Annotated in this window: 33 protein-coding genes and 1 pseudogene; 27 read left to right on the top strand and 7 right to left on the bottom strand. The window is 62.2% G+C overall.

The window, feature by feature from the left end; translation table 11 throughout:
• The first annotated feature begins 20 nt into the window (after nt 1-20).
• The 6 genes from AAIH70_RS03705 (at nt 21) to ispH (ending at nt 4,839) form a co-directional block, all read left to right on the top strand.
• The gene (locus tag AAIH70_RS03705) at nt 21-896 is read left to right on the top strand and encodes a cytochrome c oxidase subunit 3 (protein ID WP_132272914.1); all 876 of its coding nucleotides are present in this window, start codon (nt 21-23) and stop codon (nt 894-896) included.
• Nucleotides 897-1,032: 136 nt separating this feature from the next.
• Nucleotides 1,033-2,202: a glycosyltransferase family 4 protein gene (locus AAIH70_RS03700; protein ID WP_165931967.1), complete on the top strand. Its 1,170-nt coding sequence runs from the start codon at nt 1,033-1,035 to the stop codon at nt 2,200-2,202.
• Nucleotides 2,203-2,258: 56 nt separating this feature from the next.
• Nucleotides 2,259-2,609, top strand: coding sequence for a type II toxin-antitoxin system RelE/ParE family toxin (locus tag AAIH70_RS03695; protein ID WP_132272916.1), 351 nt, complete (start codon nt 2,259-2,261; stop codon nt 2,607-2,609).
• Nucleotides 2,606-2,899 (top strand): XRE family transcriptional regulator, encoded by a 294-nt coding sequence (locus tag AAIH70_RS03690; protein ID WP_132272917.1) that lies wholly within the window; start codon nt 2,606-2,608, stop codon nt 2,897-2,899. Before AAIH70_RS03695 ends, AAIH70_RS03690 begins: the two co-directional genes overlap by 4 nt.
• Nucleotides 2,900-2,902: 3 nt before the next feature.
• A complete protein-coding gene (locus AAIH70_RS03685) occupies nt 2,903-3,643 on the top strand; it encodes an SURF1 family protein (RefSeq protein WP_132272918.1) in 741 nt (246 codons plus the stop codon).
• 128 nt (nt 3,644-3,771) lie between these two features.
• On the top strand, nt 3,772-4,839 hold the full coding sequence (gene ispH, locus AAIH70_RS03680; protein ID WP_165931968.1) for a 4-hydroxy-3-methylbut-2-enyl diphosphate reductase: 1,068 nt from the start codon (nt 3,772-3,774) through the stop codon (nt 4,837-4,839).
• Nucleotides 4,840-4,900: 61 nt separating this feature from the next.
• Here the strand turns inward: ispH and AAIH70_RS03675 are convergent, their stop codons facing one another.
• On the bottom strand, nt 4,901-5,323 hold the full coding sequence (locus tag AAIH70_RS03675; protein WP_132272919.1) for a SufE family protein: 423 nt from the start codon (nt 5,321-5,323) through the stop codon (nt 4,901-4,903).
• A 149-nt stretch (nt 5,324-5,472) separates the two neighbouring features.
• Here AAIH70_RS03675 and AAIH70_RS03670 point away from each other — a divergent pair, with 149 nt between their 5' ends.
• Nucleotides 5,473-6,975 (top strand): protein adenylyltransferase SelO, encoded by a 1,503-nt coding sequence (locus AAIH70_RS03670; RefSeq protein WP_430033148.1) that lies wholly within the window; start codon nt 5,473-5,475, stop codon nt 6,973-6,975.
• A 6-nt stretch (nt 6,976-6,981) separates the two neighbouring features.
• On the opposite strand, the gene AAIH70_RS03665 is transcribed toward AAIH70_RS03670, so the two are convergent.
• The 3 genes from AAIH70_RS03665 to AAIH70_RS03655 are packed head-to-tail and all read right to left on the bottom strand — an operon-like array spanning nt 6,982 to nt 9,024.
• Complete coding sequence (locus AAIH70_RS03665; RefSeq protein ID WP_132272921.1) at nt 6,982-7,617, bottom strand: imm11 family protein; 636 nt, start codon at nt 7,615-7,617, stop codon at nt 6,982-6,984.
• 41 nt (nt 7,618-7,658) lie between these two features.
• Nucleotides 7,659-8,081 carry an arsenate reductase (glutaredoxin) gene (gene arsC / locus AAIH70_RS03660; protein ID WP_132272922.1) on the bottom strand — a complete coding sequence of 141 codons (423 nt, stop codon included), beginning with the start codon at nt 8,079-8,081 and terminating at the stop codon, nt 7,659-7,661.
• A gap of 37 nt (nt 8,082-8,118) precedes the next feature.
• A complete protein-coding gene (locus tag AAIH70_RS03655) occupies nt 8,119-9,024 on the bottom strand; it encodes a dihydrodipicolinate synthase family protein (protein ID WP_132272923.1) in 906 nt (301 codons plus the stop codon).
• Between the two features lie 479 nt (nt 9,025-9,503).
• On the opposite strand from AAIH70_RS03655, the gene AAIH70_RS03650 reads away from it, so the two are divergent.
• Entirely contained in the window at nt 9,504-10,055 is a 552-nt protein-coding gene (locus tag AAIH70_RS03650; RefSeq protein ID WP_430033143.1) for a hypothetical protein, read from the top strand.
• Between the two features lie 475 nt (nt 10,056-10,530).
• Nucleotides 10,531-11,745, top strand: coding sequence for a DNA-packaging protein (locus AAIH70_RS03645; protein WP_132273687.1), 1,215 nt, complete (start codon nt 10,531-10,533; stop codon nt 11,743-11,745).
• 73 nt (nt 11,746-11,818) lie between these two features.
• Here AAIH70_RS03645 and AAIH70_RS03640 read toward each other — a convergent pair whose 3' ends face one another.
• Entirely contained in the window at nt 11,819-11,959 is a 141-nt protein-coding gene (locus tag AAIH70_RS03640; protein WP_165931956.1) for a hypothetical protein, read from the bottom strand.
• 141 nt (nt 11,960-12,100) lie between these two features.
• On the opposite strand from AAIH70_RS03640, the gene AAIH70_RS03635 reads away from it, so the two are divergent.
• The 6 genes from AAIH70_RS03635 (at nt 12,101) to AAIH70_RS03610 (ending at nt 15,710) form a co-directional block, all read left to right on the top strand.
• The gene (locus tag AAIH70_RS03635) at nt 12,101-12,706 is read left to right on the top strand and encodes a glycoside hydrolase family 19 protein (protein ID WP_132272925.1); all 606 of its coding nucleotides are present in this window, start codon (nt 12,101-12,103) and stop codon (nt 12,704-12,706) included.
• 75 nt (nt 12,707-12,781) lie between these two features.
• Entirely contained in the window at nt 12,782-13,090 is a 309-nt protein-coding gene (locus tag AAIH70_RS03630; protein ID WP_132272926.1) for a Dabb family protein, read from the top strand.
• A gap of 238 nt (nt 13,091-13,328) precedes the next feature.
• Complete coding sequence (locus AAIH70_RS03625; RefSeq protein WP_132272927.1) at nt 13,329-14,513, top strand: phage portal protein; 1,185 nt, start codon at nt 13,329-13,331, stop codon at nt 14,511-14,513.
• A gap of 56 nt (nt 14,514-14,569) precedes the next feature.
• Entirely contained in the window at nt 14,570-14,833 is a 264-nt protein-coding gene (locus AAIH70_RS03620) for a CopG family ribbon-helix-helix protein (protein ID WP_132272928.1), read from the top strand.
• Complete coding sequence (locus AAIH70_RS03615) at nt 14,830-15,126, top strand: type II toxin-antitoxin system RelE/ParE family toxin (protein ID WP_132272929.1); 297 nt, start codon at nt 14,830-14,832, stop codon at nt 15,124-15,126. Before AAIH70_RS03620 ends, AAIH70_RS03615 begins: the two co-directional genes overlap by 4 nt.
• 242 nt (nt 15,127-15,368) lie before the next feature.
• Nucleotides 15,369-15,710 carry a DUF6107 family protein gene (locus AAIH70_RS03610; protein ID WP_132272930.1) on the top strand — a complete coding sequence of 114 codons (342 nt, stop codon included), beginning with the start codon at nt 15,369-15,371 and terminating at the stop codon, nt 15,708-15,710.
• A 3-nt stretch (nt 15,711-15,713) separates the two neighbouring features.
• On the opposite strand, the gene AAIH70_RS03605 is transcribed toward AAIH70_RS03610, so the two are convergent.
• A complete protein-coding gene (locus AAIH70_RS03605) occupies nt 15,714-16,007 on the bottom strand; it encodes a hypothetical protein (RefSeq protein ID WP_132272931.1) in 294 nt (97 codons plus the stop codon).
• Between the two features lie 107 nt (nt 16,008-16,114).
• Between AAIH70_RS03605 and AAIH70_RS03600 the strand changes: the two genes are divergently transcribed.
• From AAIH70_RS03600 to AAIH70_RS03580, 5 genes are all read left to right on the top strand, one after another.
• Nucleotides 16,115-16,690: an HK97 family phage prohead protease gene (locus AAIH70_RS03600; protein WP_132272932.1), complete on the top strand. Its 576-nt coding sequence runs from the start codon at nt 16,115-16,117 to the stop codon at nt 16,688-16,690.
• A gap of 27 nt (nt 16,691-16,717) precedes the next feature.
• Complete coding sequence (locus AAIH70_RS03595; protein ID WP_132272933.1) at nt 16,718-17,968, top strand: phage major capsid protein; 1,251 nt, start codon at nt 16,718-16,720, stop codon at nt 17,966-17,968.
• A 230-nt stretch (nt 17,969-18,198) separates the two neighbouring features.
• Nucleotides 18,199-18,768, top strand: a complete 570-nt coding sequence (locus AAIH70_RS03590; RefSeq protein ID WP_132272934.1) for a head-tail connector protein — start codon at nt 18,199-18,201, stop codon at nt 18,766-18,768.
• Between the two features lie 2 nt (nt 18,769-18,770).
• The gene (locus tag AAIH70_RS03585) at nt 18,771-19,109 is read left to right on the top strand and encodes a phage head closure protein (RefSeq protein ID WP_132272935.1); all 339 of its coding nucleotides are present in this window, start codon (nt 18,771-18,773) and stop codon (nt 19,107-19,109) included.
• Nucleotides 19,109-19,498, top strand: coding sequence for a DUF3168 domain-containing protein (locus AAIH70_RS03580; RefSeq protein WP_348639713.1), 390 nt, complete (start codon nt 19,109-19,111; stop codon nt 19,496-19,498). The genes AAIH70_RS03585 and AAIH70_RS03580 overlap by 1 nt, the downstream gene beginning before the upstream one ends.
• Here the strand turns inward: AAIH70_RS03580 and AAIH70_RS03575 are convergent.
• Nucleotides 19,479-20,699, bottom strand: a complete 1,221-nt coding sequence (locus AAIH70_RS03575) for an MFS transporter (RefSeq protein ID WP_430033134.1) — start codon at nt 20,697-20,699, stop codon at nt 19,479-19,481. The two genes, AAIH70_RS03580 and AAIH70_RS03575, sit on opposite strands and share 20 nt — an antisense overlap.
• Before the next feature lie 181 nt (nt 20,700-20,880).
• Here AAIH70_RS03575 and AAIH70_RS03570 point away from each other — a divergent pair, with 181 nt between their 5' ends.
• The 7 genes and pseudogenes from AAIH70_RS03570 (at nt 20,881) to AAIH70_RS03540 (ending at nt 24,596) form a co-directional block, all read left to right on the top strand.
• Entirely contained in the window at nt 20,881-21,288 is a 408-nt protein-coding gene (locus AAIH70_RS03570) for a phage major tail protein, TP901-1 family (RefSeq protein WP_132273689.1), read from the top strand.
• A complete protein-coding gene (locus tag AAIH70_RS03565) occupies nt 21,288-21,653 on the top strand; it encodes a gene transfer agent family protein (RefSeq protein ID WP_132272937.1) in 366 nt (121 codons plus the stop codon). Before AAIH70_RS03570 ends, AAIH70_RS03565 begins: the two co-directional genes overlap by 1 nt.
• A 26-nt stretch (nt 21,654-21,679) precedes the next feature.
• The gene (locus AAIH70_RS03560) at nt 21,680-21,865 is read left to right on the top strand and encodes a rcc01693 family protein (RefSeq protein ID WP_281033558.1); all 186 of its coding nucleotides are present in this window, start codon (nt 21,680-21,682) and stop codon (nt 21,863-21,865) included.
• A 221-nt stretch (nt 21,866-22,086) separates the two neighbouring features.
• Nucleotides 22,087-22,623, top strand: coding sequence for a phage tail tape measure protein (locus AAIH70_RS03555; protein ID WP_132272939.1), 537 nt, complete (start codon nt 22,087-22,089; stop codon nt 22,621-22,623).
• A 30-nt stretch (nt 22,624-22,653) separates the two neighbouring features.
• Nucleotides 22,654-23,283 carry a DUF2460 domain-containing protein gene (locus AAIH70_RS03550; protein WP_132272940.1) on the top strand — a complete coding sequence of 210 codons (630 nt, stop codon included), beginning with the start codon at nt 22,654-22,656 and terminating at the stop codon, nt 23,281-23,283.
• On the top strand, nt 23,280-24,155 hold the full coding sequence (locus AAIH70_RS03545; protein ID WP_132272941.1) for a DUF2163 domain-containing protein: 876 nt from the start codon (nt 23,280-23,282) through the stop codon (nt 24,153-24,155). Before AAIH70_RS03550 ends, AAIH70_RS03545 begins: the two co-directional genes overlap by 4 nt.
• Nucleotides 24,152-24,596 (top strand): annotated as a pseudogene (locus AAIH70_RS03540) (NlpC/P60 family protein). The gene AAIH70_RS03545 and the pseudogene AAIH70_RS03540 overlap by 4 nt, the downstream one beginning before the upstream one ends.
• The last annotated feature ends 132 nt before the right edge of the window (nt 24,597-24,728 follow it).

Here is a 24,728-nt window from a genome sequence, read left to right as displayed (position 1 = left end):
CAGGTCAGGGGAGTGACGACATGGCCGATACGCATCAGAAGAACCACGATTACCATATCATAGACCCGAGCCCGTGGCCGTTTCTGGCCTCGATCGGCGCCTTCGTCCTCACCTTTGGTGGCGTCGGTTACATGCGTTACCTGCATGGCAGCGAGTTCAAGATCTTCGGGCTGAACCTTGCCACGCCATGGCTGTTCTTCATCGGTCTCGCCATCGTCATCTACACGATGATCGGCTGGTGGGCGGATACGATCAAGGAAGGCCGCGAGGGTCACCATACCCGCGTCGTCTCGTTGCATCTGCGTTACGGCATGATCATGTTCATCGCTTCGGAAGTGATGTTCTTCGTGGCATGGTTCTGGGCATTTTTCGATGCCAGCCTTTATCCGCACGAGGCAATTCAGGCCTCGCGTCTCGAATTCACCGGCGGGCAATGGCCGCCCAAGGGCATCGAGGTTCTCGATCCCTGGCATCTGCCGATCTACAACACCGTCATCCTGCTGCTTTCCGGCACCTGCGTGACCTGGGCGCATCACGCGCTGCTGCATGGCGACCGCAAGGGCCTGGTCAACGGTCTGGCGCTGACGGTGGCGCTCGGCGTGCTGTTTTCCTGCGTGCAGGCTTACGAATACGCACATGCGCCGTTCGACTTCAAGAATTCGATCTATGGCGCCACCTTCTTCATGTCGACCGGCTTTCATGGTTTCCACGTTCTGGTCGGCACGATTTTCCTGATCGTCTGCCTGATCCGGGCGATCACCGGTGGCTTTACGCCGGAAAAACATTTCGGCTTCGAGGCGGCTGCCTGGTACTGGCATTTTGTCGACGTCGTCTGGCTGTTCCTGTTCTTCGCGATCTATATCTGGGGCGATTGGGGCGCGCCGCTGGCTCATTGAGTTAGCAGCGCAGACCGAACAGGAAACAGGGAAGGCGGGTGTTGGGAGGCGCCCGCCTTTTCTCTTTTTGACGGCTGGACGTGGCGCGGTTGCCGGTGCGATGATTTGTTTTCCGCAATGCTCGCAGCAGTCCAAAATGCCGATCCATCATTTCTACAGCCGAGATTACGAACAGAAGACCGGTGGCTGGATTTACAACCGCCACCTGATCGCGTGGCTCGACCGCCATTGCAGCGGCGTACGCGAGATGACGGTGCCGGTGTGTTTTCCGACGCCGGATTCGGCGGTGATGGACGAGATCGCGGTGCTGTTCGATGGTATCAAGCCGGGCGCGGTTGTGGTGATGGACCATATCTATGGCTGCATGCTGCTGCCGATCTTGCGCGGGCGGCCGTTTCGGCTGGTGCTGGTTTATCATCATTCGATGGCGGAGGAGCGGGGTGAGACAAAGTCCCCCTCTGGCCTGCCGGCCATCTCCCCCACAAGGGGGGAGAAAATTCGTGGCGCTCTCCTGCCCCAAGTAAACCTCGGCGGTCAGGCTGGGTTAAGCCCTCCCCCTTGTGGGGAGGGTGGGGAGGGGACTGTGAGTAGACCCGATGCTGTTGCGACAGAGCAATCGGCATTGGAACTCGCCGACACCATCATCGTCACCTCCGACGAAAGCCATGCCTATATCGCAAGCCGCTACGGCATCGCGGCAAAAAACATCATCACCGCCAAACCGGGCAACGACCCGGCCCCCCAAAGTCCGGCCCATGCCGGCGGGTCATGGCGGCTTCTCTCGGTCGGCGCGGTCATTCCGAGGAAACGCTACGAGTTTCTGATCGACGCGCTTTCGGCATTGGATAGGTCGCACTGGTCCCTCACCATCGTCGGCAATACCGAACGTTACCCCGACTACGTAAGCTCCCTGCACAACCGCATCAAAACCCGCGGCCTCGAAAACCACATCACGCTTGCCGGCGAACTGTCGGCACCGGCACTCGATGGCTTGTGGAGCCAGACCCATCTCTACGTCGCCTCGTCCCTCTATGAAGGGTATGGCATGGCGATCTCGGAAGCGCTCTGCCGTGGCGTGCCCGTCATCTCGACGCCATCGGGGGCCGTCGCCGGTTGGGCGGGAGAGGCAGCCATGTTGGTGGATGCGGATGATCCGGGCGAGATGGCAGCACGGATCGCGGCGGTGATGGGGGATGCGGATGTTTATGTCGGCGCGCACGAAAAGGCCGTGCGGTTCGCAGCCGGGTTGCCGTCTTGGGAGGAGAACATGGCGAAGGCGGGGGAGGGCTTGAGGCGGCTGTTGTGAGGAGAATGCGTAAAATTTAGCTATACAAATGTACCAAATTTGGTACATTTGTGCCCATGGTGGGGGCGCCGAAAAAGATTGTCGGCAGGTTTTATGCGCAACTAAGCGGTCGCAAACCCGTGCGTGATTGGCTGCTCGATCTGCCGCGGAATGACAGACGCCAGATCGGTATCGATATCCAGCGTGTAGAATTTGGCTGGCCATTGGGAATGCCCTACTGCCGGTCTCTCGGCTCCAGCCTGTGGGAGGTTCGCAGCAATCTGGCGGGTGGCCGCATCGCTCGGGTGATCTTCTGCATCCATGAGGGTGAAATGGTCTTGTTGCACGGCTTCGAAAAGAAAACACAGAAAACGCCTCAGCAGGATGTGGATCTGGCTCTGGCACGTAAAAGGGAATTGCAGGGATGAGTGAAGCAAAAGGTTATGTCGACCGGAGCGAAAGTTTCGACGAGTTTCTCGAAGCGGATGGCCTGCTGGAGGAAACCGAAGCGATCGCGCTCAAGCAGGTGATCGCCGACCAGTTGCGTGCCGCCATGGCTGAGGAAGGTCTGACCAAGAAGGCGATGGCGGAACGTATGCAATCCAGCCGGCAGCAACTCGATCGTCTGCTTGATCCCAACTATCAGTCCGTTACGTTACTGACATTGCGTCGCGCTGCTGCTGCCGTCGGGCGTTCTTTGCGGATTGAGCTGGTTTAAGCCGTGAACTTACCTGCTAGTTGCTCCCGAACCATCCTCACCGCGGCCCTCGTCCTCGCCGCGCTCGCCATCCTGCTCTCGCTGGGCACATGGCAGGTCGAACGCCTGCACTGGAAGGAAGGGCTGATCGCAAAGATCGCCGAGCGTCGTGATGCCGCACCGGTGCCGCTTGCCGAGATCGAGGCGGCGGAGAAAAGCGGTGCGGATTTCGAATTCCGCCGTGTTGCCGTCTCCGGCACGTTCGACCATGCGAAAGAACGGCATTTCTTTGCCACCCATCAGGGCCAGACGGGCTTTTATGTCTATACGCCGATGTTGCTCGATGATGGCCGCACGCTGCTCGTCAATCGCGGTTTCGTGCCCTACGAAATGAAGGATGCAGCCAAACGGCAGCAGGGGCAGGTGGCAGGTGTTGTGGCGCTCACCGGTTATGCGCGGGCAAAACTGACGGAAAAACCGTCGTCGCTGGTGCCTGACAATGATCTGCCAAAGAACATCTTTTACTGGAAGGATATCGTCGCCATGACCTCCAGCGCCGGTCTCGATCCGGCCGGCGTGCTGCCCTTTTTCGTGGATGTCGATGCGACGGTGAAAAATCCCGGTGGTTTTCCGGTGGGTGGCGTCACCCAGTTCGATCTGCCCAACAATCACCTTCAATATGCGGTGACATGGTATGGGCTGGCGCTGGCGCTTGCCGGCGTGGTTTTTGCCATGTGGCTGAAGCGGCGTCGAACGCCGGCCTGAGCGGCTTGCGTTTTGTCATTGAGCAAATTTTGTTTGGCGGATTTGTCCCGGCTCGCCTATATGAAACGTCCAAGAGGCCCTCTATCGCGGCGCGCCCATTTCAGGCTCGCCCCTTCGTGTGGAACGGAATGAACATTCAGGTGACCGAACAGGCTGGCGCACAGCCAACCGAGATCAGCCAAGCTGACGCAAAACCCGAACTGACGATCCGCCTGTGCGGCCCGCGCGGTTTCTGCGCCGGTGTCGATCGTGCCATCCAGATCGTCGTTCTGGCGCTGAAGCAGTATGGTGCGCCGGTCTATGTCCGTCACGAGATCGTCCATAACCGTTATGTCGTCGAAGGTCTGGAAGCCAAGGGCGCCATTTTCGTCGAGGAACTGAACGAGATCCCGGCCGAACATCGCCAGCAGCCGGTGGTGTTTTCCGCTCATGGCGTGCCAAAGTCGGTGCCGGAAGATGCGCAGTCGCGCAATCTCTTCTATCTCGATGCGACATGCCCGCTGGTCTCGAAAGTGCACAAGCAGGCCATGCGTCACCAGCGCCTCGGCCGCCATGTCATCCTTATCGGCCATGCCGGCCACCCGGAAGTGATCGGCACGATGGGGCAGCTGCCGGAAGGCACGGTGTCGCTGGTGGAAACCATCGCGGATGCCGATGTCTATACGCCAATCGACCCGGACAATCTCGGTTACGTCACCCAGACGACCTTGTCGGTGGATGATACGGCCGGCGTCATCGCGCGCCTTCAGGAGCGTTTCCCGAACCTGACTGCGCCGTCGGCCGACAGTATCTGTTATGCCACCACCAACCGTCAGGAAGCGGTGAAGCAGGCGGCCGAAGGCTGCGACCTGTTCATCACCGTCGGTGCGCCGAATTCGTCGAACTCCAAGCGCCTTGTCGAAGTGGCGCTGCGTGCCGGCGCCAAACACTCGATCCTCGTGCAGCGCGCCTCGGAACTGAACTGGGACGAGATCGGCGATATCAGAACGCTCGGCATTTCCGCTGGTGCATCGGCGCCGGAAGTCATCGTCGACGAGATCATCGAGGCATTTCGCGCACGGTTCGATGCCAAGGTGGAACTGGCGATCACCACGGAAGAGACCGAAAACTTTCTCGTCAATCGCGAATTGCGCGACGTGCCGCTGACGCAGGAAGATATGGCCTGGGTCAACGGCGTGCGGCCGCTTTCGGTGTAATTACAGCCTGTCCGGGCCAGATGTCCGAGTGGGGAAACACTGTTGCCCCGCTGGCGGTCATTCAGGCCGGCGCCAATGCCAAAGCTTCCTCGCGGATACGCTTGACCATCGAGCGCAGACCATTGGCGCGCTGGGAAGAAAGGTTTTCCACCAGACCGATACGGTCAAAGATTTCGATCGCGTCCGTTGTGGCGATTTCGGATGCCTTTTTGCCGGAATAGACGGCGAGCACGATGGCGACGAGGCCGCGCACGATATGGGCGTCGCTATCGCCTTCGAAGGTCATCACCGGATCTGCGGCATCATCGGCCACATGGCTGACCAGCCAGACCTGACTGGCGCAGCCATTCACCTTGTAGCGAGCATCGCGCTTGTCTTCCGGCAGTTCCGGCAGCGCTTTGCCGAGTTCGATGACGTAGCGATAACGGTCTTCCCAATCGTCGAGAAAGGCAAAGTCGTCGATGATGGTTTCGAGGCTGGCCATATGCACTCCTGCTTTTATCCGCTTCATATAGGCAGGATGGGCCGGGGGCAAAACGAAAAGTTTGGTGCTGCGTGCTGCTTGGAGCGAGGTTGCGAATCCGGCGCGTGTCACCATATTCGAATGAGCCGAATAGTGCCCGGAGACCTGCCATGTTCCACTTCGACAACAGCTATACCCGCCTGCCGGAGCGTTTTTATGCATCCGTCTATCCGGAGGCAGTCGAGGGCCCGAAACTTTTGAAATTTAATGCTGATCTGGCGCGCGAGCTGCAGCTGGATGCGCAGGCACTCGGCCCGGATGCGGATGAAAACCGGCTGGCGGCGATATTTGGCGGCAATGTTCTGCCCGCCGGCGCCGAGCCGATCGCCATGGCCTATGCCGGCCACCAGTTCGGCAATTTTGTGCCGCAGCTGGGCGATGGACGGGCGATCCTGCTGGGCGAAGTGATCGATGTGAACGGCAAACGCCGCGATATCCAGCTGAAGGGGGCGGGGCCGACGCCCTATTCACGCCGGGGTGACGGACGCGCCGCACTGGGGCCGGTGCTGCGGGAATATATCGTCTCCGAAGCTTTCGCCGCACTCGGCATTCCGGCAACGCGGGCATTGGCGGCGGTGGCGACCGGCGAGGCGGTGTATCGCGAGACCCCGCAGCAGGGCGCGGTGTTTGTGCGCGTGGCGGCCAGCCATGTGCGGATCGGCACGTTCCAGTTTCTGGCCGCCAGGAGTGACACTGACGGCATCCGGGTGCTGGCGGATTATGTGATCGAGCGGCATTATCCCGATCTGAAAGCGGAACAGAATCCGTATCTTGCACTGTTGCGGGGCGTGGCGGAGCGGCAAGCGAAGCTTGTGGCGCGCTGGCTGGGTGTCGGTTTCATCCATGGGGTGATGAACACCGACAACATGACGATTTCGGGCGAAACGATCGATTTCGGGCCGTGCGCCTTTCTCGATGAATACGAGCCGATGAAAGTGTTTTCCTCGATCGATGCGCAGGGGCGTTATGCCTATCGCAACCAGCCGGGCATCGCCCAGTGGAACATCGCGCGGCTGGCGGAATGCCTGTTGCCGTTGATCGATGCCGATGAGGAAAAGGCCGTGGAGGCGGCAAACGGCGTGTTGAAGGAGTTTGGCGAGCGGTTCCAAGTGGCGTGGCTTGCCGAGTTTTCGCAGAAAATCGGCCTGTCGACCGGCAAGGAGGGTGATGGCGATCTGGTGCAGGGTCTGCTTGGCGCCATGCACAAGGGCGAGGCGGATTTTACGTTGACCTGTCGACGGTTGGCCGATGCGGTGACGCCGGAAGGGGACGCGGCGTTTCTGCAAGAATTTTCAGATGGTGTGATGGAGGCCGGAGTGACGGCCAGGGCTGCAGCGGCGGACTGGCTGGCCGGGTGGCGGCTGAGGCTGGAGTGGGATGGCCGGGGGCCCGAGGTGCAGCGGGCGGCGATGCGGGCCAAAAACCCGGCGATCATTGCCCGCAACCACCGTATCGAGGAAGCGATTTCGGCTGCCAATTACGGTGATTTCAGCTTTTTCGAACGGCTGACGACGGCGCTGGAGAAGCCCTATGAGGACCAGCCGGAATTTGCCGACCTGATGACGCCGCCGACGGTGGATCAGCGGGTGATGCGGACGTTTTGCGGGACGTGATTGGCATCAGTCGCTGAAGGGGATCTCGCTATAGCCGATGCCTTTGAGGCCGCCTTTTTCGGCGGCAGCACGAAATGTTTCGGAGACAAAGGGAGGAAAAGTTGGCAGGCGCGTGTCGACCCAGAGATGGTGGGCACCGACCTGATCGCGGTTCGCGAAGAGCTTGCTTGCATTCGTTATCTGCCACAAGCCTGTGGCCGGGCTCATGACAGCAGTCGTTCTCACCTGATCCATCCCGTCGATACGCACACAGGGGTAAACCCAGAAATAGTCGGCAGCATGTGTTTTGTCTTTCCAAACCAATTCCATGGGTGCGAACTGATGGCGACCGGGCTCCAATTCTTCGATGACCTCACGAAGAGCTTTGCTTGTCAGAAATAGGCCGTGTGCCTTAAACAAGGCCGTGAGATTGCGCCTGGGGCCGCCCAACATCACCCGGGATGGCAAATGCGTCGTATCAACCGGAGTGCCCTGATAGTCAAAGCGCTGGAAGATGATGCCGCCGTCAGCATTTATTGCAGCTTTTGCGACCGGGTGAAAATCAAATCCGAGGGGAGCGACCTTGTTGAAGTCGCCGTCCAGTGGCTTCGCTTCGTAGTTCGTATCTTCAGGCGTATCGCAATAAATCGAGAAGATCGGCATTCATGGCCTCGGTATTGATTTCGGTTTTATGCGAAGCTGACCTACCGCAGCCTTTTCCCATCCGCGTCGATCACCTCTTCCCCGTCTTCCTTTGAAAACGGACCCTTGTGCGTGTCCGGCAAGATATCCAATACCAGTTCTGAAGGGCGGGCGAGGCGTGTGCCGAGATCCGTCACCACGAAGGGGCGGTTGATGAGGATCGGGGTATTGAGCATTGCATCGAGAAGCGCGTCGTCGGACAGCGCCGGGTCGTCGAGGCCGAGTTCGGCATAGGGCGTGCCTTTTTCGCGGATCGCCTCGCGGATGCTGAGGCCGGCATTCCAGATCATCTGCAGCAATTCGGCGCGGCTTGGCGGGGTTTGCAGGTATTCGATGATTTCGGGCTCGATGCCGGCATTGTGGATCAGCGCCAGCGTGTTGCGCGAGGTACCGCAGGCAGGGTTGTGATAGATTTTTGCGCGCATCAGGGTGCTTTTCATTCAATGGGTTGGGGCTGTCGGCTCAGCGTTCGGGCAAAGCCGCAATCGCCTGTTCGATCTCCGGCAGCAGCGTGTCGGCAAGGGGTAGGAGCGGGCGCGGCGGCTGGGCGGTGGTGAGGCCGAGAAGGTTTGCGGCGGCATAGATCACTCGCAGGCTGCCATGCGCCTTGAACAGCGCCCAGAGCGGTTCGAACATGGCATCGATACGGGCGACCTCGGCGGCGTTGTGTTCCTTCGCCGCCTTGACGAGGGCTGCGGCCGGATGTGGAAACAGGCCGGCGACCACACAATAGAACGCATCCGCGCCGGCCAGCAGCGCATCGCCCATGTGCCAGTCGCCGCTGTAGCCGATGGAAAAGGTGGCCGGCGTCTTTTGGCGCAGGCGGGTGATCTCGCCTGAAAAATCGAGGTCCTTTGCGAGTGGCATCTTGATCGCGGCGATATTGGGCAGTTCGGCAAGGCGGGCGATCAGCGTCTCGCTGAAGGTGAAATGGGTGGTGGACGGGTTGTTGTAGATCGTCAGCGGCAGGTCGGTGGTGGCGGCGACGGTGGCGTAATGCTGATAGGCTTCATCCTGCGTCAGCGGCGTGTAGGAGACAGGCGCGAGCAGCAGGGCATCGGCACCGGCAGAGGCGGCATCGCGGGCAAGCGCCTGCACCTCGTCTGTGCGCATCGCGCCGATGCCGGCGATGACCGGCAGTTTCTTGGCAACCGCCTCGACGGCGGCATCAAGCGCGCGTCGGCGTTCTTCGCGGGTGAGATAGGCATAGGTGCCGGTGCTGCCGAGCAGGCCGATAGAGTTTGCCTTGCCATCGACGATGCGGGCGAGCAGAGCCTGCAGGGCATCGGTATCGACGCGGCCGCTTTCATCCGCCGGCGTGAGCGGGAAGGCGGAGAGGCCGGTAAACAGCGGCAGCGGCTTTGGCATGTCTGGCACTTTCAAAACGGGAGACGCGGCAAGGGCGCCACTATGCGGGATTGGGCGGGATGTGCAAGCGGGGGCGGCACCTATCCCAACAGGCGCAGAAAACCTAGGGGATCCGCTCCAATCATAAAGCCAAGCCATGCCCCGACCGGCGCGAACAGCAGGGCAGCAAGGGGACCGGCAAGGCCAAAGCCCAGCAGGCCCCCGCCCAAAATGCCGAGGATGCTCAGTATTACTGCAAATATCTCTTGGGCTCTGGCCATTCTCCAGAAGTGTGCACGCTCAATGCGTTCTTCAATGGAGGCGGCCAGCTAACATTGAAATCATGAAATAGGAAAATAATCCTTGACGGCGTGACGGTCGTCTGATAGGTTTTATGCATAGTCGGAGAGTTGCGGGTTGGCGCTTCTCCGGTGACAGAACTCCGGTTTTTGTTGGGTTTGTGGGCGCTGGTCTTTTGGCCGGCGCGGAGGACGTTTGGCATGTCCGATGATTTTGACGATTTCGATGTGGGCCTGTTTGGCACCTGGGGCGATGCGGATGATGCGCCTTTGATGGGTTTGGCGCAGGGCGTCCTGCTTGAGATGAAATCGGCTGAAGCGCTGCGGGCCGAGGAGCAGGCGGCCAGCGACATGCGGCCGATCCTCAACGAGGCGACGCTGGAATTGCGCAAGCAGTTCGAGACGTTTCGCGGCCTGCGCTGCGGTGCCGAGGTGATGCTGGCCGACGGCGATGAGGCGGCGCAGAAACTGGCGCGCGCCGACATCAAGGCAGCGATCGATGCGATGTCGCTGATCGTGCGCACGCTGGAGAAGATCGACAGTTTGCAGCGGCAGTTTGCCCGCGACCGCCAGGCCGAGGCCGAGCGGGTGGCGGATCAGGGCGGGTATCAGGAGGCGCTTCGTGAAGTCGAACGGCTTATCGATGAACGCGCCGAGGAACGATATCGCCAACGGTGCCTCGCTGCAGGTCTTGACCCTGAAGAGCCCGGCGGTGCGGCTGGGGATGGAGCGCCACCGCCCGACACGGGCTGAGGAGGAGGTTGTCGAGGTTCTGGGGCCGCATGGGGATGCGATGAGCGGGATTGAAGATGTTCGGCGACGGGCCCTGTTGGCTTTGGGGGCGGGCGGGGGATTGGCAAAGAGCATTGATGCGGGTGGAGGGTGTGAGCCGATTTCGGATGTTTCAGGGCTGGAAATACCCCCTTCTACACCAGAGAAACTGTCGATGGGGACGGAGGGTTGCCACAACAATCTTCTCCCCATCGGGGAGAAGTGCCGGAGCGATAGCGAGGCGATGAGGGGGCTACATGGCACGGCGCGGATGACGGCTCCCCCCTCATCCGACCCTTCGGGCCACCGCCGGGGCGAGCCACGGGTCTCGCCCGTCCTTCGGACCCCCGCAGGGGAGAAGAAATCGGGAGATTGCCGAAACGCTTCGCTTCCTTCCGACATCGCCGATAACGCATTGCTCACACCGCATCTCCACGCCATCGAACGCGAATGGTTCATGACCGGCCGCACCGCCCAGAAGCCGCCCGAGGGCGACTGGCGCACGTGGCTGCTGATGGGCGGGCGTGGATCCGGCAAGACGCGGGCGGGGGCGGAGTGGGTGCATGCGCTGGCCTGTGCGGCGCAGCGATCCGATCTGCGCATCGCGCTGGTGGCGGAAACGCTGGGGGATGCGCGCGAGGTGATGGTGGACGGGGCGTCGGGCATCTGCCGCATCGCCCGCAAGAACCTGCCGGATTTCGAGGTATCGCGGCGCAGGCTGGTGTGGCCGAACGGCGCGGTGGCGCAGATCTTTTCCTCGGAAGATCCCGAGAGCCTGCGCGGGCCGCAATTTCATTTCGCCTGGTGCGATGAGCTGGCCAAGTGGAAACATGCGCAGGAGACGTTTGACATGCTGCAGTTCGGTCTGAGGCTGGGTTCTGATCCGCGCCAGCTGGTGACGACGACGCCGCGGCCGGTGCCGGTGCTGAAACGGTTGATCGCCGATCCGACGACGCATCTGGTGCGGATGTCGACGGCGGCCAATGCCGGCAATCTGGCGCCGGGCTTCATGGCTGTGCTGGAAAGCCGCTATGGCGGCACGCGGCTGGGGCGGCAGGAAATTGCCGGCGAGCTGATCGAGGACCGTGCCGACGCTTTGTGGAAACGTGCCGATCTGGAAGCCTGCGTGACGCGGGCGCATGGAGTGCTGAAACGCATCGTGGTGGCGGTGGACCCGCCTGCCGGTTCCGGCGAGGGATCGTGCTGCGGCATCGTGGTGGCCGGGATCGAGGAGAAGGATGTCTCTGCCGGCGGTTACGGGCGGGCCGTGGTTCTGGCCGATTGTTCGGTCGAGGGATTGAGCCCGGCCGGATGGGCGCAGGCGGTGGTGAAGGCCTATAAACGGTTTGCCGCCGACCGGGTGGTGGCCGAGGTCAACCAGGGCGGCGAGATGGTGACGGCCATGCTGAAAAGCGTCGATGCCGGATTGCCGGTGACGATGGTGCGGGCGAGCCGTGGCAAGTTTTTGCGCGCCGAGCCGGTGGCAGCCCTCTATGAGCAGGGGCGTGTGCTGCATGCGGGGCGGTTTGTCGGGCTGGAAGATCAGATGTGCGACTTTGGACCGGACGGGCTTTCGTCAGGCCGTTCGCCGGACCGGCTGGATGCGCTGGTCTGGGCGCTGACGGCGCTGGTGCTGGAGGGCCAAGGGGTGCCGCGGGTGCGCGGGATCTGACGCCGCGAACGAGCAATCTTGCTGACGCCGGCATGGGGCGTCCCGCATCGAAAAACGCGGGACGAAAACTGTATCAGCGTTTGGTGGTCACGGCTGGCGCGCTTTCGCGGACCTGGCGCCACTCGGACTCGAGACGTTCGGCGACATGCTGGGGGATCGGCTGTTTCACGGGCAGGGCGGAAGCTTGCTGGCGCATCATCATGATCTCCTTCATTGAAAAACCGACGGGTAACGCCCGACATCCCAGTTGGTTCCATATTGTGAACAGAAAGTAAATCGGGCCTTAAGCCGTTAAAACGATTTAGTTTTTCTAAACCGATTGAAAATCGTCATTTAATTTGGGGCGGTGTTGGCCATGGCTGTGGACAAGGTCCGGTTTTTCGATCGTGTGCGTCAAAACCCCTTTGGCGGCAGGCTTTTGCGTACGCAGGTCACCGGCATGGAAACGATTGTCGATGGCTGGAGCCTGCATTCCAGAGCGGCTGATCCGGCGCTTGCCTATGTGATGGCGACGGCCTTTCACGAAACGGCTGGCACCATGCAGCCGGTGCGCGAAACGCTGGCGAAAAGCGACGGCGAGGCGGTGGCGCGGCTGGAACGGGCCTTTGCAGCGGGGCGGTTGCCATCGGTGAAGGTGCCGTACTGGCGACCGGATGCGGAGGGCAAAAACTGGTTCGGACGCGGTTTCGTGCAACTGACGCACAGGCGCAATTACGAGGCGATGTCTGACCTGACGGGAGTGGATCTGGTGGCCGAGCCGGCGCTGGCAATGCGCACCGATATCGCCGCCAGGATTCTGATCGAGGGCATGCGGGTGGGCATATTTACCGGCTGGCGGCTGGATTACTATTTTTGCCGTGGCAAGGCCGATTGGGTGGGGGCAAGGAAGATCGTCAACGGGACGGACAGGGCGGAGCTGGTGGCGGGCTATGGACGGGCGTTTGCGGCGGCGCTGGGTTGAGTGCGGGCGCGTTGAAGGCGACAGCGGCACGTGTTAGCGAGGCCGAATTGCAAAAAGAATGCCCGCGGAGTTTCGATGATACGCCATATCGTGTTTTTCACAGTCAAACCCGAAAACCTCGATGCGGTGCGGGCGGGGCTTTCGTTGCTGACCGCCAATCCCCATGCGCAGCTTCTGGAAATCGGCACCAATGTGAAGACCGATCAGTGGGGCACCGAGATCGATCTCGTGGTCTACGGCGAGTTCGTCGATGAGGCGGCTCTGGCCGCCTACAAGGCGCACCCGATTTATCAGCAGTCGATCGATGTGGTGAAGCCGATAAGGGAAATGCGGATTGCCGCGGATTATGATGTGGGCAAGGCAGTGACGGCGCCTCTGGGTTAGGGTTTTTCGGTTGGTGATTCTCGGCGGTTCTCCAGACATCTTCTCCCCATCGGGGAGAAGTGCCGGAGCGTCAGCGAGGCGATGAGGGGGCGGCGCCGCCAGACCTTTCGATGCAGATTACCCCCTCATCCGACCCTTCGGGCCACCTTCTCCCCCATGGGGAGAAGGTATTGGGAGATCGCCGCGCCTTTTGTAATCCACCCGTTTGCGCCGCTATCAAACACAAGGATAACCCGAGATGAAATCTCCGTTTCGCCTGCCGCGGTTTTTCGCGGGGGATGGCAAAGCCGTGTCTGGATCACCGGAGGCGAAGGCGGTGTCCGGCGTCGGGGCGGCTTTTGCCGTGATTGCCGGCGAGGGCGCGGCGCATTGGTCGGGGCGGTCCTATGCGGCACTGGCGCGGGCCGGGTTCATGAAAAACCCGGTGGCGCATCGGGCTGTGCGGATGATCGCCGAAGCGGCGGCTTGCGTGCCGTGGCTGGCCTATGAGGGCAAGGTCGAGGTGGATGATCATGCCGCACTTTCGCTGCTGTTGCGGCCGAACGGGCGCCAGGGCGGGGCGGATTTTTTCGAGGCGCTGTACGGGCATCTGCTGCTTTCGGGCAATGCCTATGTGGAGCCGCTGTTTGTGGGTGGGCGTTTGAGGGAGCTGCATCTGCTTCGGCCCGACCGGGTGGCGATCGTCGAGGGGCGGGATGGCTGGCCGCTGGCCTATGATTATCGGGCCGGCGGCGTGGTGCGGCGTTTGCCGGCCGAGGTGGAGAATGATGGCCTGGCGGTGCTGCACCTGAAATTGTTTCATCCGCTGGAGGATCATTGCGGTCTTTCGCCGCTGGTGGCGGCCGGGGCGGCGCTTGATCTTTCCAATGCGGCTGCCGGTTGGAACAAGGCGCTGCTCGACAATTCGGCGCGGCCTTCCGGGGCGCTGGTCTATCAGCCCAAGGATGGCGGCAATCTTTCGCCCGACCAGTATGACCGGCTGCGCGAGGAACTGGAGGCGGGTTATGCCGGTGCGGTGAATGCCGGGCGTCCGCTGCTGCTGGAAGGCGGACTGGACTGGAAGGCGATGGCGCTTTCGCCGAAAGACATGGATTTCATGGAGGCGAAAAACGGGGCGGCGCGCGACATCGCGCTCGGCCTCGGTGTGCCGCCGATGCTGCTGGGCATTCCCGGCGACAATACCTATGCCAATTATCAGGAGGCGCATCGGGCGTTTTATCGCCTCACCGTGCTGCCGATGATTTTTCGCACGGCGGCGAGTTTTTCCGCCTGGCTGTGCGGAGTGCTGGGAGAAGGGTTGCGGCTGGAACCGGATCTCGACCGGGTGGCGGGGCTTTCTACCGAGCGCGAGGCCTTGTGGGCACGGGTGGGGGCGGCGGCGTTTCTGACCGACGACGAAAAACGTGAAACGGTGGGATATTGACGGTCGGCGGCGGCGGGCGCAATTTGTAATACCGCGTATTACAAATGGAGGTTCTTATGGCCGATAAACCTGTTCTGTCCGATCCGATCACGCTCAGGGTACCGCTGGATATTCTCGAGGACATCGAAAAGATCGCCGAGGCGAGCGAGCGCAGCCGCAGCTGGGTGATCGTGCGGGCGTTGAAGTATTACATGATGGCGGAGGGCAATGACGTTCTGCAGATCCTGAAAGGCGAAGAGCAGATCGCCAATGGCGAAAGCATGGACGCCGAGGAATTTTTCGCCGAGCTGCTCGACGAGCGCAAGGACGCCGCGGAATGAAGCTCAGGCTCTCGAAAAATGCGATCCGCTTTATTCGGCAGGAACACGCCTATCTGGAGCGTTTTAACCCGCACGCGGCCGAGGCCGTGGTGTTGCAATTGCAGAAGGCGTTTCGCCTTCTCGCGGACCATCCTATGGCTGGGGTTGAGGAGAGCATCCTGCCGGGACGTCGGCACTTTGTCTCGGGTGATTATGTCATCAGCTACCGGATCGGCCCGAAAGGTTTGACCGTTTCGTATATTCGCCACGGTCGTCAGATCGCACCGGACCTGGAAAAGGACGAGGATCTTTAGGGCGAGTTCATCCGGTCAGTGAAGTCGTTCACTCAACCTCTCAAAACCCGGACTCACTCTGTCAGCAATCTGCGCCAAGTGATTCTGGCGACTCGCGAAAACATCAAAAGTTAAAGCGGTTTCGAGGCGGGAGCGATGGTTCCTGCAACCTCGGCCGGGCGGTTTTTGTCCGCGCGCAACACCGTCATCGTCGCATGGCTATGCCTGTGACGGATCCTCAATCTCGCAGGGAATGGTTAACAATGACTGAACTGGGCACCGATCTCGGAGCCGGTATCGGCAACGATGCCGGCGTGTGGGCCGCGCGGGTAGTGGGGGCGGTGGCAGGCGCGAGCGTCTCGCTGATCTATCTTCTGCCCAAAAGCCGGCGCGAGGCCTTGAGCCGGTTTGCCACAGGCGTCAGCTGCGGGCTTATTTTTGGCGGGCCGGCGGGGATATGGCTGGCTGAGCGGCTGGGGATATCCGATGCCGTTTCCGGCTCCGATCTGATGCTGGCCGGATCGGCGGCGGCGAGCCTGTGTGCCTGGTGGGTGCTGGGGGCGCTGTCACGGATCGCGGCGCGCTATGGGAAGAAATCGGGATAGGTTTCAGACGCCGTCGGTCGCATCGAGACTGCCGCCGCCGTGATAGGTGTCGGCGCTCAGTATGTATTTCTGGCCGCAGCCGGAGCATCGAAAGGTGTTCTGGATGATCTCGTGCCATGGGCCTTCTGCCGCGAGGGTGGAGAAGGCCGGGGCGGTGATGGTGGCGCTGTAGGCCGGCAGGACGGTGAGGCGGTTCTGCGCGACGGCGGCCTGCAATGACAGGATAACCGCTGTGAGATCGGCCGGCAGGCGGATCTGGCGCGGTGATGAAAAGTCCGCACAGGTGCTGCAGGCCATGTGTCGTTCCTTTGCCGTTCGTAGAACGGTGCATATCGGGCTGTGGCTGTGCCGGGCAAGGCGCGCAGCGGCGCAAAGAAAAAATCAGGACACCAAGGAGAAATTTCATGCACGCTTATCGCGGGCCTCGCTCCACTGCGCGCAAATTCGCCAATCTGGAACTGGCCGGGGTGAGCGGCGACGGGGTATTTTCCGGTTATGCCAGCGTGTTTGGCGAGGTCGATCTCGGCCGCGACACCATTGAACGCGGGGCATTCCGGCAGTCGCTGGTGGAGCGTGGCGCGGGGCAGGTGCGCATGCTCTACCAGCATGATCCGGCCGAGCCGATCGGGGCCTGGAAGACCATTCGCGAGGATGCGCGCGGGCTTTATGTCGAGGGCATGTTGTCGCCCGGCGTGGCGCGGGCGCGGGAAGTGTTTTCGCTGATGAAGACGGGCGCGCTGGACGGGCTTTCGATCGGTTTTCGCAGTGTGAAGGCCCGCACCGACGCCAAGACCGGGGTGCGGCGCATTCTCGAAGCCGAGCTTTGGGAGATTTCCGTCGTGACCTTTCCGATGTTGCCTTCGGCGCGGGTATCCGACGTGAAGCATGCGCGGTTCTTTCGCGACCGGGAAACCGAACTCGTCCGCCAGATGCGGCGGGCGGCAAAGCTGATGTTTGCCTCAACCTTCAGATCAACGTGAAAAATCCAACCATTGGGGATGATCGAGATGACGGAACAGATGCGTGTGGCGCCTGAAATCAAGGCCGTGCCGGACACGGTGACGGCGGCTTTCGAGGATTTCATGGAGGCATTCGAAGCCTTCAAGGAGGTCAATGACAGGAGGCTCGGCGAGATCGAGGAAAAGATGTCAGCCGATGTGGTGACGCGCGACAGGATGGAACGCATCAACCGGGCCGTCGACGACAACAAAAAGGTGCTCGACCAGCTGCTGCTCAAGAAGGCGCGACCGGCCCTCGGATCTGGCCGGGAGATCGGGCCGGAAGCGGCGGAACACAAGGCGGCTTTCGATGCCTATATCCGCCGTGGCGACGAGCAGGGTCTGCGCGAGCTGGAGGCCAAGGCGTTTTCGGGTTCTGCCGGGGCGGATGGCGGATATCTGGTGCCGCCGGAGACGGATAACGAGATCGGCCGGCGCATCTCTGTCGTTTCGCCGATGCGTGCGCTTTCAACCGTGCGGACGGTTTCCGGTGCCGTGCTGAAAAAGCCGTTTGCGGCGGCGGGGCTGGCGACCGGATGGGTTTCCGAGACGGCGGCGCGGCCGCAGACCGATACGCCGCAGCTGTCCGAACTGACCTTTCCGACCATGGAGCTTTACGCCATGCCGGCGGCGACACAGGCGCTGCTGGATGATGCAGCCGTCGATATCGAGGCCTGGATTGCCGGTGAGGTGGATGTGGTGTTTGCCGAGCAGGAGGGCGACGCCTTCATTCGCGGCGATGGCGTCAACAAGCCCAAGGGTTTTCTGTCTTATCCGACGGTGGCCGAGGAGGATTGGGCCTGGGGCAGCCTCGGCCATGTGGCGACCGGCGTGGCGGGTGGTTTCAAGGCGGCAAACCCCTCCGATACGCTGGTGGATGTGATCTATGCGCTGAAGGCCAAACATCGCCAGAACGCCACGTTCCTGATGAACCGGCGCACCCAGGCCGAGGTTCGAAAATTCAAGGATGCGGATGGCAATTACCTGTGGCGCCCGCCGGCATCGGTGGGCCAAGCGGCATCGCTGATCGGTTTTCCGGTGGCGGAAGCGGAAGAGATGCCGGACATCGCCGCCAATGCGACGGCGATCGCCTTCGGGGATTTTCGCTCGGGTTATCTGGTGGTGGATCGGGCCGGGGTGCGGATTTTGCGCGATCCCTATTCGGCCAAGCCGTACGTGCTGTTCTACACCACCAAGCGGGTTGGGGGTGGGGTACAGAATTTCGAGGCGATCAAGGTGGTGAAGTTTTCGGCCAGCTAATGTGATTTTTTCGGATGCGGTTAGCCCCTCACCAACAAAATCTATGACTTAGCCTATTGGCTAAGATCATGATTTTGTGTCCTCTCCCACAAGGGGAGAGGTAAAGACGCTGCGGCCCTATCTCTCCCCCTGCGGGAGAGAAAGCGATTTCAGCATCTTAGCTTTAGCTAAGTGCTAGAAATCGCAAGTGAGGGGCCAACACCGCACAACGCAACCTCGCGGGACCTCCCATGACCTATATCCTGACCACTCCGCCCACCGCGGAGCCGATCACGCTTGCCGACGTCAAAGCGCATCTGCGGCTTGATGACGGCAATGAGGATACGCTTATCTCTTCCCTCATCACCACCGCACGCGAACATCTGGAGCGCGAGACCGGGCTTTGCCTGATCACCCAGACATGGCGGCTGTGCCTCGATCTCTGGCCGCGCGACGGCATCCTGAAGATTGTCAGGTTTCCAGTGCAAGCCATTGAGAACGTGACGGTTTATGATGCGGCTGGTGCGCCGGTTGATGTGTCACTTGAAGATCATCTGCTCGATGGCCAAAGCCGGCCGGTGCGGCTGTGGCTGCGTGATCCGCCGGCGCCGGGACAGGTGATGAACGGTATCGAGATCACCTTTGTTGCCGGTTTCGGGGAGGGCGGTGCCGATGTGCCGGACGGGTTGAAACGGGCCATGCTGCTGCATGTGGCGCATATGTTTGCGTTCCGCGGCGTGGTGGCGCTGGAGAGCCAGCCGGCCGGCATTCCCGATGGCTATGAGCGGCTGATCGCCTCTTACCGGCTGCGGAGGCTCTAAACATGCCGGTCACGTTTTTCGATCCCGGACAGATGACGGCGCGGCTGGAGCTTGAAGTGGCCGAGGCGCTGCCGGATGGGCAGGGCGGCGCGGTGATGGTCTGGACCATTGCGTCGTCGATGTGGGCGCGGATCGAGCCGGTGTCGTTCGTGGTGTCTGAAAAGGGGGCGGCGGCCGAGAGCGCCACCGTGACGCACCGGATCTGGGTGCGGTTTCGTGACGGCGTTTTGGGCGGACAACGGTTTCGCAAGGGGGAGCGTCTATTCGCCATCAGGGCGGTGCGCGATCCCGATGAGACGCGGCGGTATCTCGTCTGCCATTGCGAGGAGGAGGGGCGCTGATGGCGGTGAATGCGCTGATGAAGGCGATTTTTGCGCGGCTTTCCGGTGATGCCGAATTGCGGGCGCTGGTGGGGCCGGATGGCGTGCGCGACCGCATGCTGGCGCGGGCCGAGCTGCCTTGCGTGGTGTTTGGCGAGACCGACAGCCGCGATGAGGATGGCGAGACGCTGCAGGTGCATCTGATCACGCTGGAAGTGTGGTCACTGTCGGAGGGGCGGCGGGAGACGCAGGTGATTGCGGCCCGCGTGCGAGCGCTGCTGCACGATGCGGCGATGGCGCTGGAGGGCGCGGTTCTGGTGAGCCTTTTGCATCGGGGCACGCGGACGCGGCGCGAGGCGAAAACGAAATTTCAGCTGGCGGAAATGCGGTTCAGGGCGGTGACGGAATGAATGCGGCTTGCGCCCGCACGCGCCGGACCAGCGCGATCAGCAGGATGATGGCGATCAGCGCGACGCCGGCAAGCGCGATGGCGGTGATGATCACTGTCGCCACGCCGGTGCGGTCGATCAGCATGGTGAAGATGACGGGGGCGAGCGCATTGGCGATATTCTGCGGCATGGCGAGGCGGGTTGCCTGGCGGCCGTATTCGCGCGGCGAAAACAGCGCCAGCGGCAGTAGCGCGCGGGCGACCACGAGGATGCCAGAGCCAAAGCCGTAAAGCGCGATGAAAACCCAGAGACTGAACGCCGATGCGGGCAGGACAAGCAGGCCGGCGAAGGCGACAAGCATGAAGCTGCAGCCGGCAACCGAGGTGATGAACGGGTTGCCGCGCGTGCCGAGCAGCATATCGACACCGCGGGCGGAAATGCCGAGCACGCCACGGGCGGCGGCAAGCTGCAGGGCGAATTCGGGCGTGGCGCCGAACTGGTGCAACACTTCCAGAAGCGAGGGTGAGAGGCCGAAGGTGACAAAGGAGGCGATGGCGGTGGTGATCGCCACCAGCAGGAAGGCGCGTTTTCGGTCGCCCTCGTTCAGCGGCACCGGTGCGAAGTCTGCGCTGTCGCCGGATTTTTCGTAAGCGATCGGTTTGGGCAGGCCGAACAGATAGAGCGGCACGCAGACGAAAGCGTGCAGGGCCGCCGCCATCACCAGCGTGCTGCGCCAACCGGCAAGATCCGAGATGACGCTGAGCAGCGGCCAGAAGATCGTGGCCGACAGGCCGGTGAACAGCATGAGGATGGCGATGGTGCGTTTGCCGCCGGCGCCCTCGCGCTCGACGACGGCGGTGAAGGCCGGTGCGGACAGCGTGAAGGCGCCGCCGAGGCCAAGGATGACCCAGGATACCGCATAGGTGAGGATGCCGGTGGAGGCGGCCAGCAGGCAGAGGCCGACAGCGAAGAACAGCGAGCCCGCCGCCATCACGCGCGCGGCGCCGTGGCGATCGAGCATGCGGCCGACAAGCGGACTGGCCAGTGCGCTGACCATCATCATTACCGACAGCCCGGCAAAAACCACCTCATTGGCAAGGCCGAGATCGGGCGCCAGCCTGCGGCCGAGCACGCCGACGGATTCGAAGGTCGTTCCCCAGCCGATCAGCTGCGTGACGGCGAGGACGCCGATTGTCTGGGCCGAACGGAGCGGAAAAGGCATGGCGGGGATACGTGTCTGGATGAGGCGATGGACAGGGTGAGGGCATTTCAGCATCGGCCTGAAAACCGGAATCGATTTTCCGCCGGCACGATGCCGCTGGGTGCAAGCGTTAGCAGGCGTCTCCTTCTGCGGGAAGCCGCCGATGACAGCAAAATCAAACTCAAAGGCAAGGGAGCGCGGCATGGTGGCGCAGAAGGGCAAGGACCTGCTGTTGAAGCTGGATGACGGCAGCGGGTTTCAGACGGTGGCGGGGCTGCGGTCGAAACGGCTGGCCTTCAACACCCAGACGGTTGATGTGACCGATGCGGAAAGCGCCGGGCGCTGGCGCGAACTTTTGGGCGGGGCGGGCGTGCAGCGGGCCTCGCTGACGGGGGCCGGGATTTTCAAGGATCAGGCCTCGGACGCGCTGGTGCGGGCGACGTTGTTTGCCGGCGCCATTCTCCCCTGGCAGGTGCTGATCCCGGATTTCGGCACGGTCAGCGGGCCGTTCCAGATCACCGCGCTGGAATATGCCGGCGAGCATGATGGCGAGATCCGGTTCGAACTGGCGCTGGAATCCGCCGGCAGCCTTGTGTTCGGAGCGCTGTGATGGAGGCGCGCGTTGGTGGGCGTGCCAACCGGCGGCGCGGCGAGGTGGAGGCGGTGCTGGACGGCGAGCGGCGCATCCTGTGCCTGACGCTGGGGGCGCTGGCGGAACTGGAAACGGCCTTTGCCGTCGGTGATCTATCCGGGTTGGCGGAGCGGTTTTCCTCCGGGCGGTTGAAGGCGGGCGACATGATTACCGTCATCGGGGCGGGGCTTCGTGGTGGCGGCAATCTTCTGTCCGATGCCGAGGTGGCGGCGATGAGCATCGATGGCGGAATTGCCGGTTATGCGCGCATCGTCGGCGATCTGCTGGAGGCGACGTTTGGTGGAGCCGACACGGAAACGAAGGTGGTGGCCGCAAACCCTTGAGGGCCGCAGCGGGCGAGGCGACAGGCGTGCAGCCGTTTCCATGGGAGACGGTGATGCATGCCGGGCTCTGCCGGCTGCGGCTTGTGCCGGCGGTTTTCTGGGCGCTGACGCCGCGGGAGTTTTTTTGTGTGGCGGGTGGGTTTGCGGGGCGCGGTGATGCGTTTTCGCGGGCGCGGTTTGAGGGGTTGATGGCGGCGTTTCCGGATGGGTGAGGGGAGCCGTAGAGGATTGTTTCTTGGAGTTTACCCCTCACCAAGCGCGTCCAGGCCCTCAGCTTTGCTTCGTGCGGGCTTGCTATCCTCTCCCGCAAGGGGAGAGGAAGGGCGCTGCGGCTTTATCTCTCCCCTTGCGGGAGAGAAAGCGATTTCAATATCTTAGCTTCAGCTAAGTGTTAGAGATCGCAAGTGAGGGGCATTTTCCGGAGCGGAACAGGATGGAAAACCACGACACCATGACCGAAACGCTGACCGGCGCTGAGGCGCTGGCCGATGTGATGGCCGATCTGGAGAGGCGCTCAACGCGGTTTGGCGCGGCGCTGACCTCGGCGCTGCGATCAGCGACCGTTGGCGGGCGCGGGCTCGACGATGTGCTGAAGGGGCTCGGCAACCGGCTGACGGATATTGCACTTTCCGCCGGGTTGAAGCCGCTGGAGGGGCTGTTGTCCGGCATGATCGGCAATCTTGTCGGCTCGGTGACGCCGTTTGCCGATGGCGGTGTGGTGCGCGCACCGAGCTTTTTCCCGATGGGTGGGGGTGATCTCGGCCTGATGGGCGAGGCCGGGGCGGAGGCGATTTTGCCGCTGAGGCGCGGGCCGGATGGGGCGCTGGGCGTGGCAACAGGTGGTGGCGGGCAGGCGGCGCAGATCGTCTTCAACGTGACGGCAACCGATGCCGCGAGCTTTCGCAAAAGCGAGGGGCAGATTTCGGCCATGCTGGCGCGCAGTGTCGCGCGCGGGCAGCGTGGTGTTTGAGGCCGGACATAAAATCAGGAGCGCCGGACGATGAGCGGGTTTCATGATGTGCGCTTTCCGCTGCGGCTGGCGCTGGGGGTGAGCGGCGGGCCGGTGCGGCGCACCGAAATCGTCAATCTTTCCAATGGGCGCGAGCAACGCAACAGCCGCTGGCGCAATTCGCGGCGCAGTTACGACGCCGGGTCCGGCATCAAATCCGTTGCCGATCTTTATGAGGTTCTGGCATTTTTCGAGGCGCGTGGCGGACAGCTTTACGGGTTTCGGTTTCGCGATCCGGTGGACTGGAAATCCTGCGGGCCGTTGCAGGCCGTGGCGGCGACCGACCAGGTGATCGGGGCAGGTGACGGGGTGCGGACGACCTTTCAGCTGGTGAAAACCTATGCGGATGCCGGTGGTGGTTTTGAGCGGGTGATCGCCAGGCCGGTGGCCGGTTCCGTTGTCGTGGCCGTGGATGGGGTCGCGTTGGTCGATGGCTGGGCGGTGGATGTGGCGACGGGTGTTTTGACCTTTGCCGTGGCGCCGGCGGCAGGTCGCGTGGTGACGGCGGGGTATGAGTTCGATGTCGCCGTGCGTTTCGATATCGACCGGATCGACGTCAATCTTTCCTGTTTCGATGCCGGGCGCATTCCGACCATTCCGCTGACGGAGATTTTGGCATGAGAACGATACCGGCGGGACTGGCCGCGCATCTGCAGGGCGATGTGACGACGATCTGCCATTGCTGGCGGGTTTTTCGACGCGACGGCGTGGTGCTGGGATTTACCGATCATGACGGCGATCTGCTGGTGGACGGCACGTCATTTCTGGCCTCGAGCGGGTTTTCGGCAAGCGAGGAAGAGGCGCAGGGCGGGCTCTCTGTGAGTGCCGGCACGGTGGCTGGCGGGTTTTCCAGCGAGGTGATTTCTGAAGCTGATCTGGCGGCGGGGCTTTATGACGGCGCGCGGGTGGAATTGCTGGTGGTGAACTGGCAGGCGCCGGATCAGAGGATGCGCCTTGCCTTGCGCGAGATCGGCGAGGTGAGCCGGGCTGGCGAACAGTTTACCGCCGAGCTGCGCAGCCTCGCGCATCGGCTCGACCAGCCGCAGGGCCGGGTTTACGGGCGGCGTTGTGATGCGAGCCTCGGCGATGGGCGCTGCCGGGTCGATCTGGCCGCCTATCGTGCTGCCGGGACGGTGGTTTTGGCGCGCGACCGGACGCGGTTGACGGTGGCGGGGTTGCAAGGGTTTGCCGGCGGCTTTTTCGGGCAGGGTGTTCTGACCATGGAGAGTGGTGAGGAGCTGGAGATCGACGGCCATGTGCGCAATGCCGATGGCACGGCGGAACTGACGCTATGGCTACCGGTCGAGCGGGATATCGCTGCCGGTGAGGTGTTTTGGGTGACGGCGGGATGCAACAAGGCGTTTGCGACCTGCCGCCAGAAATTTGGCAATCAATTGAACTTTCGCGGCTTTCCGCATGTGCCGGGATCGGACTTCGCCTATTCCTTCGCCGACGGGGAGCGGCTGCATGACGGCGGCCCGATCTTCGAATGACGACGCTTGGCGACCGGGTGGTGCAGCTGGCGGAAAGCTGGATCGGCACGCCCTATCGGCATCAGGGCGCGACGCTGGGTGTCGGTTGCGATTGCATCGGCCTGATCCGGGGCGTGTGGCGAGGGCTTTATGGCCGTGAGGCGGAACCGGTGCCTCCCTACGCGACCGACTGGGCCGAACGCAGTGGCGATGACCGGCTGCTGGCGGCAGGGTTGCGGCTGTTCGGGGAGCCGTTGGCCTTGGCCGACATGGTGCCGGGGGATGTGCTGCTGTTTCGCTGGCGGGCCGATTGTGCGGCCAAACATGCCGGCATTTTTTGCGGGGGGGGATCGGTTCATTCATGCCTATGAGCAGGCAGCGGTGACGCGCTCGGTTCTAGTACCGTCCTGGCGGCGGCGGATCGCAGCGGTGCACCGGTTTCGTGATGAGCGGCATGGTTGAGTTTGATGGGCATTTCGTATATACGAAATGGAGTGGCAGGCGGTGTGCTATCACCGCCTGCCACGGACTTATCTTTGGATTATGACCCGGACGGTGATTGACCAGCTCGTCCGGGTAATCCGCAGAGTAAGC

It is taken from the genome of Neorhizobium sp. BT27B (assembly GCF_050455485.1).
In the GTDB taxonomy this organism is placed as follows: Bacteria; Pseudomonadota; Alphaproteobacteria; order Rhizobiales; family Rhizobiaceae; genus Neorhizobium.
Note: the sequence above shows the minus strand (reverse complement) of the source record. Positions and strands in the feature narration are given on the sequence as shown.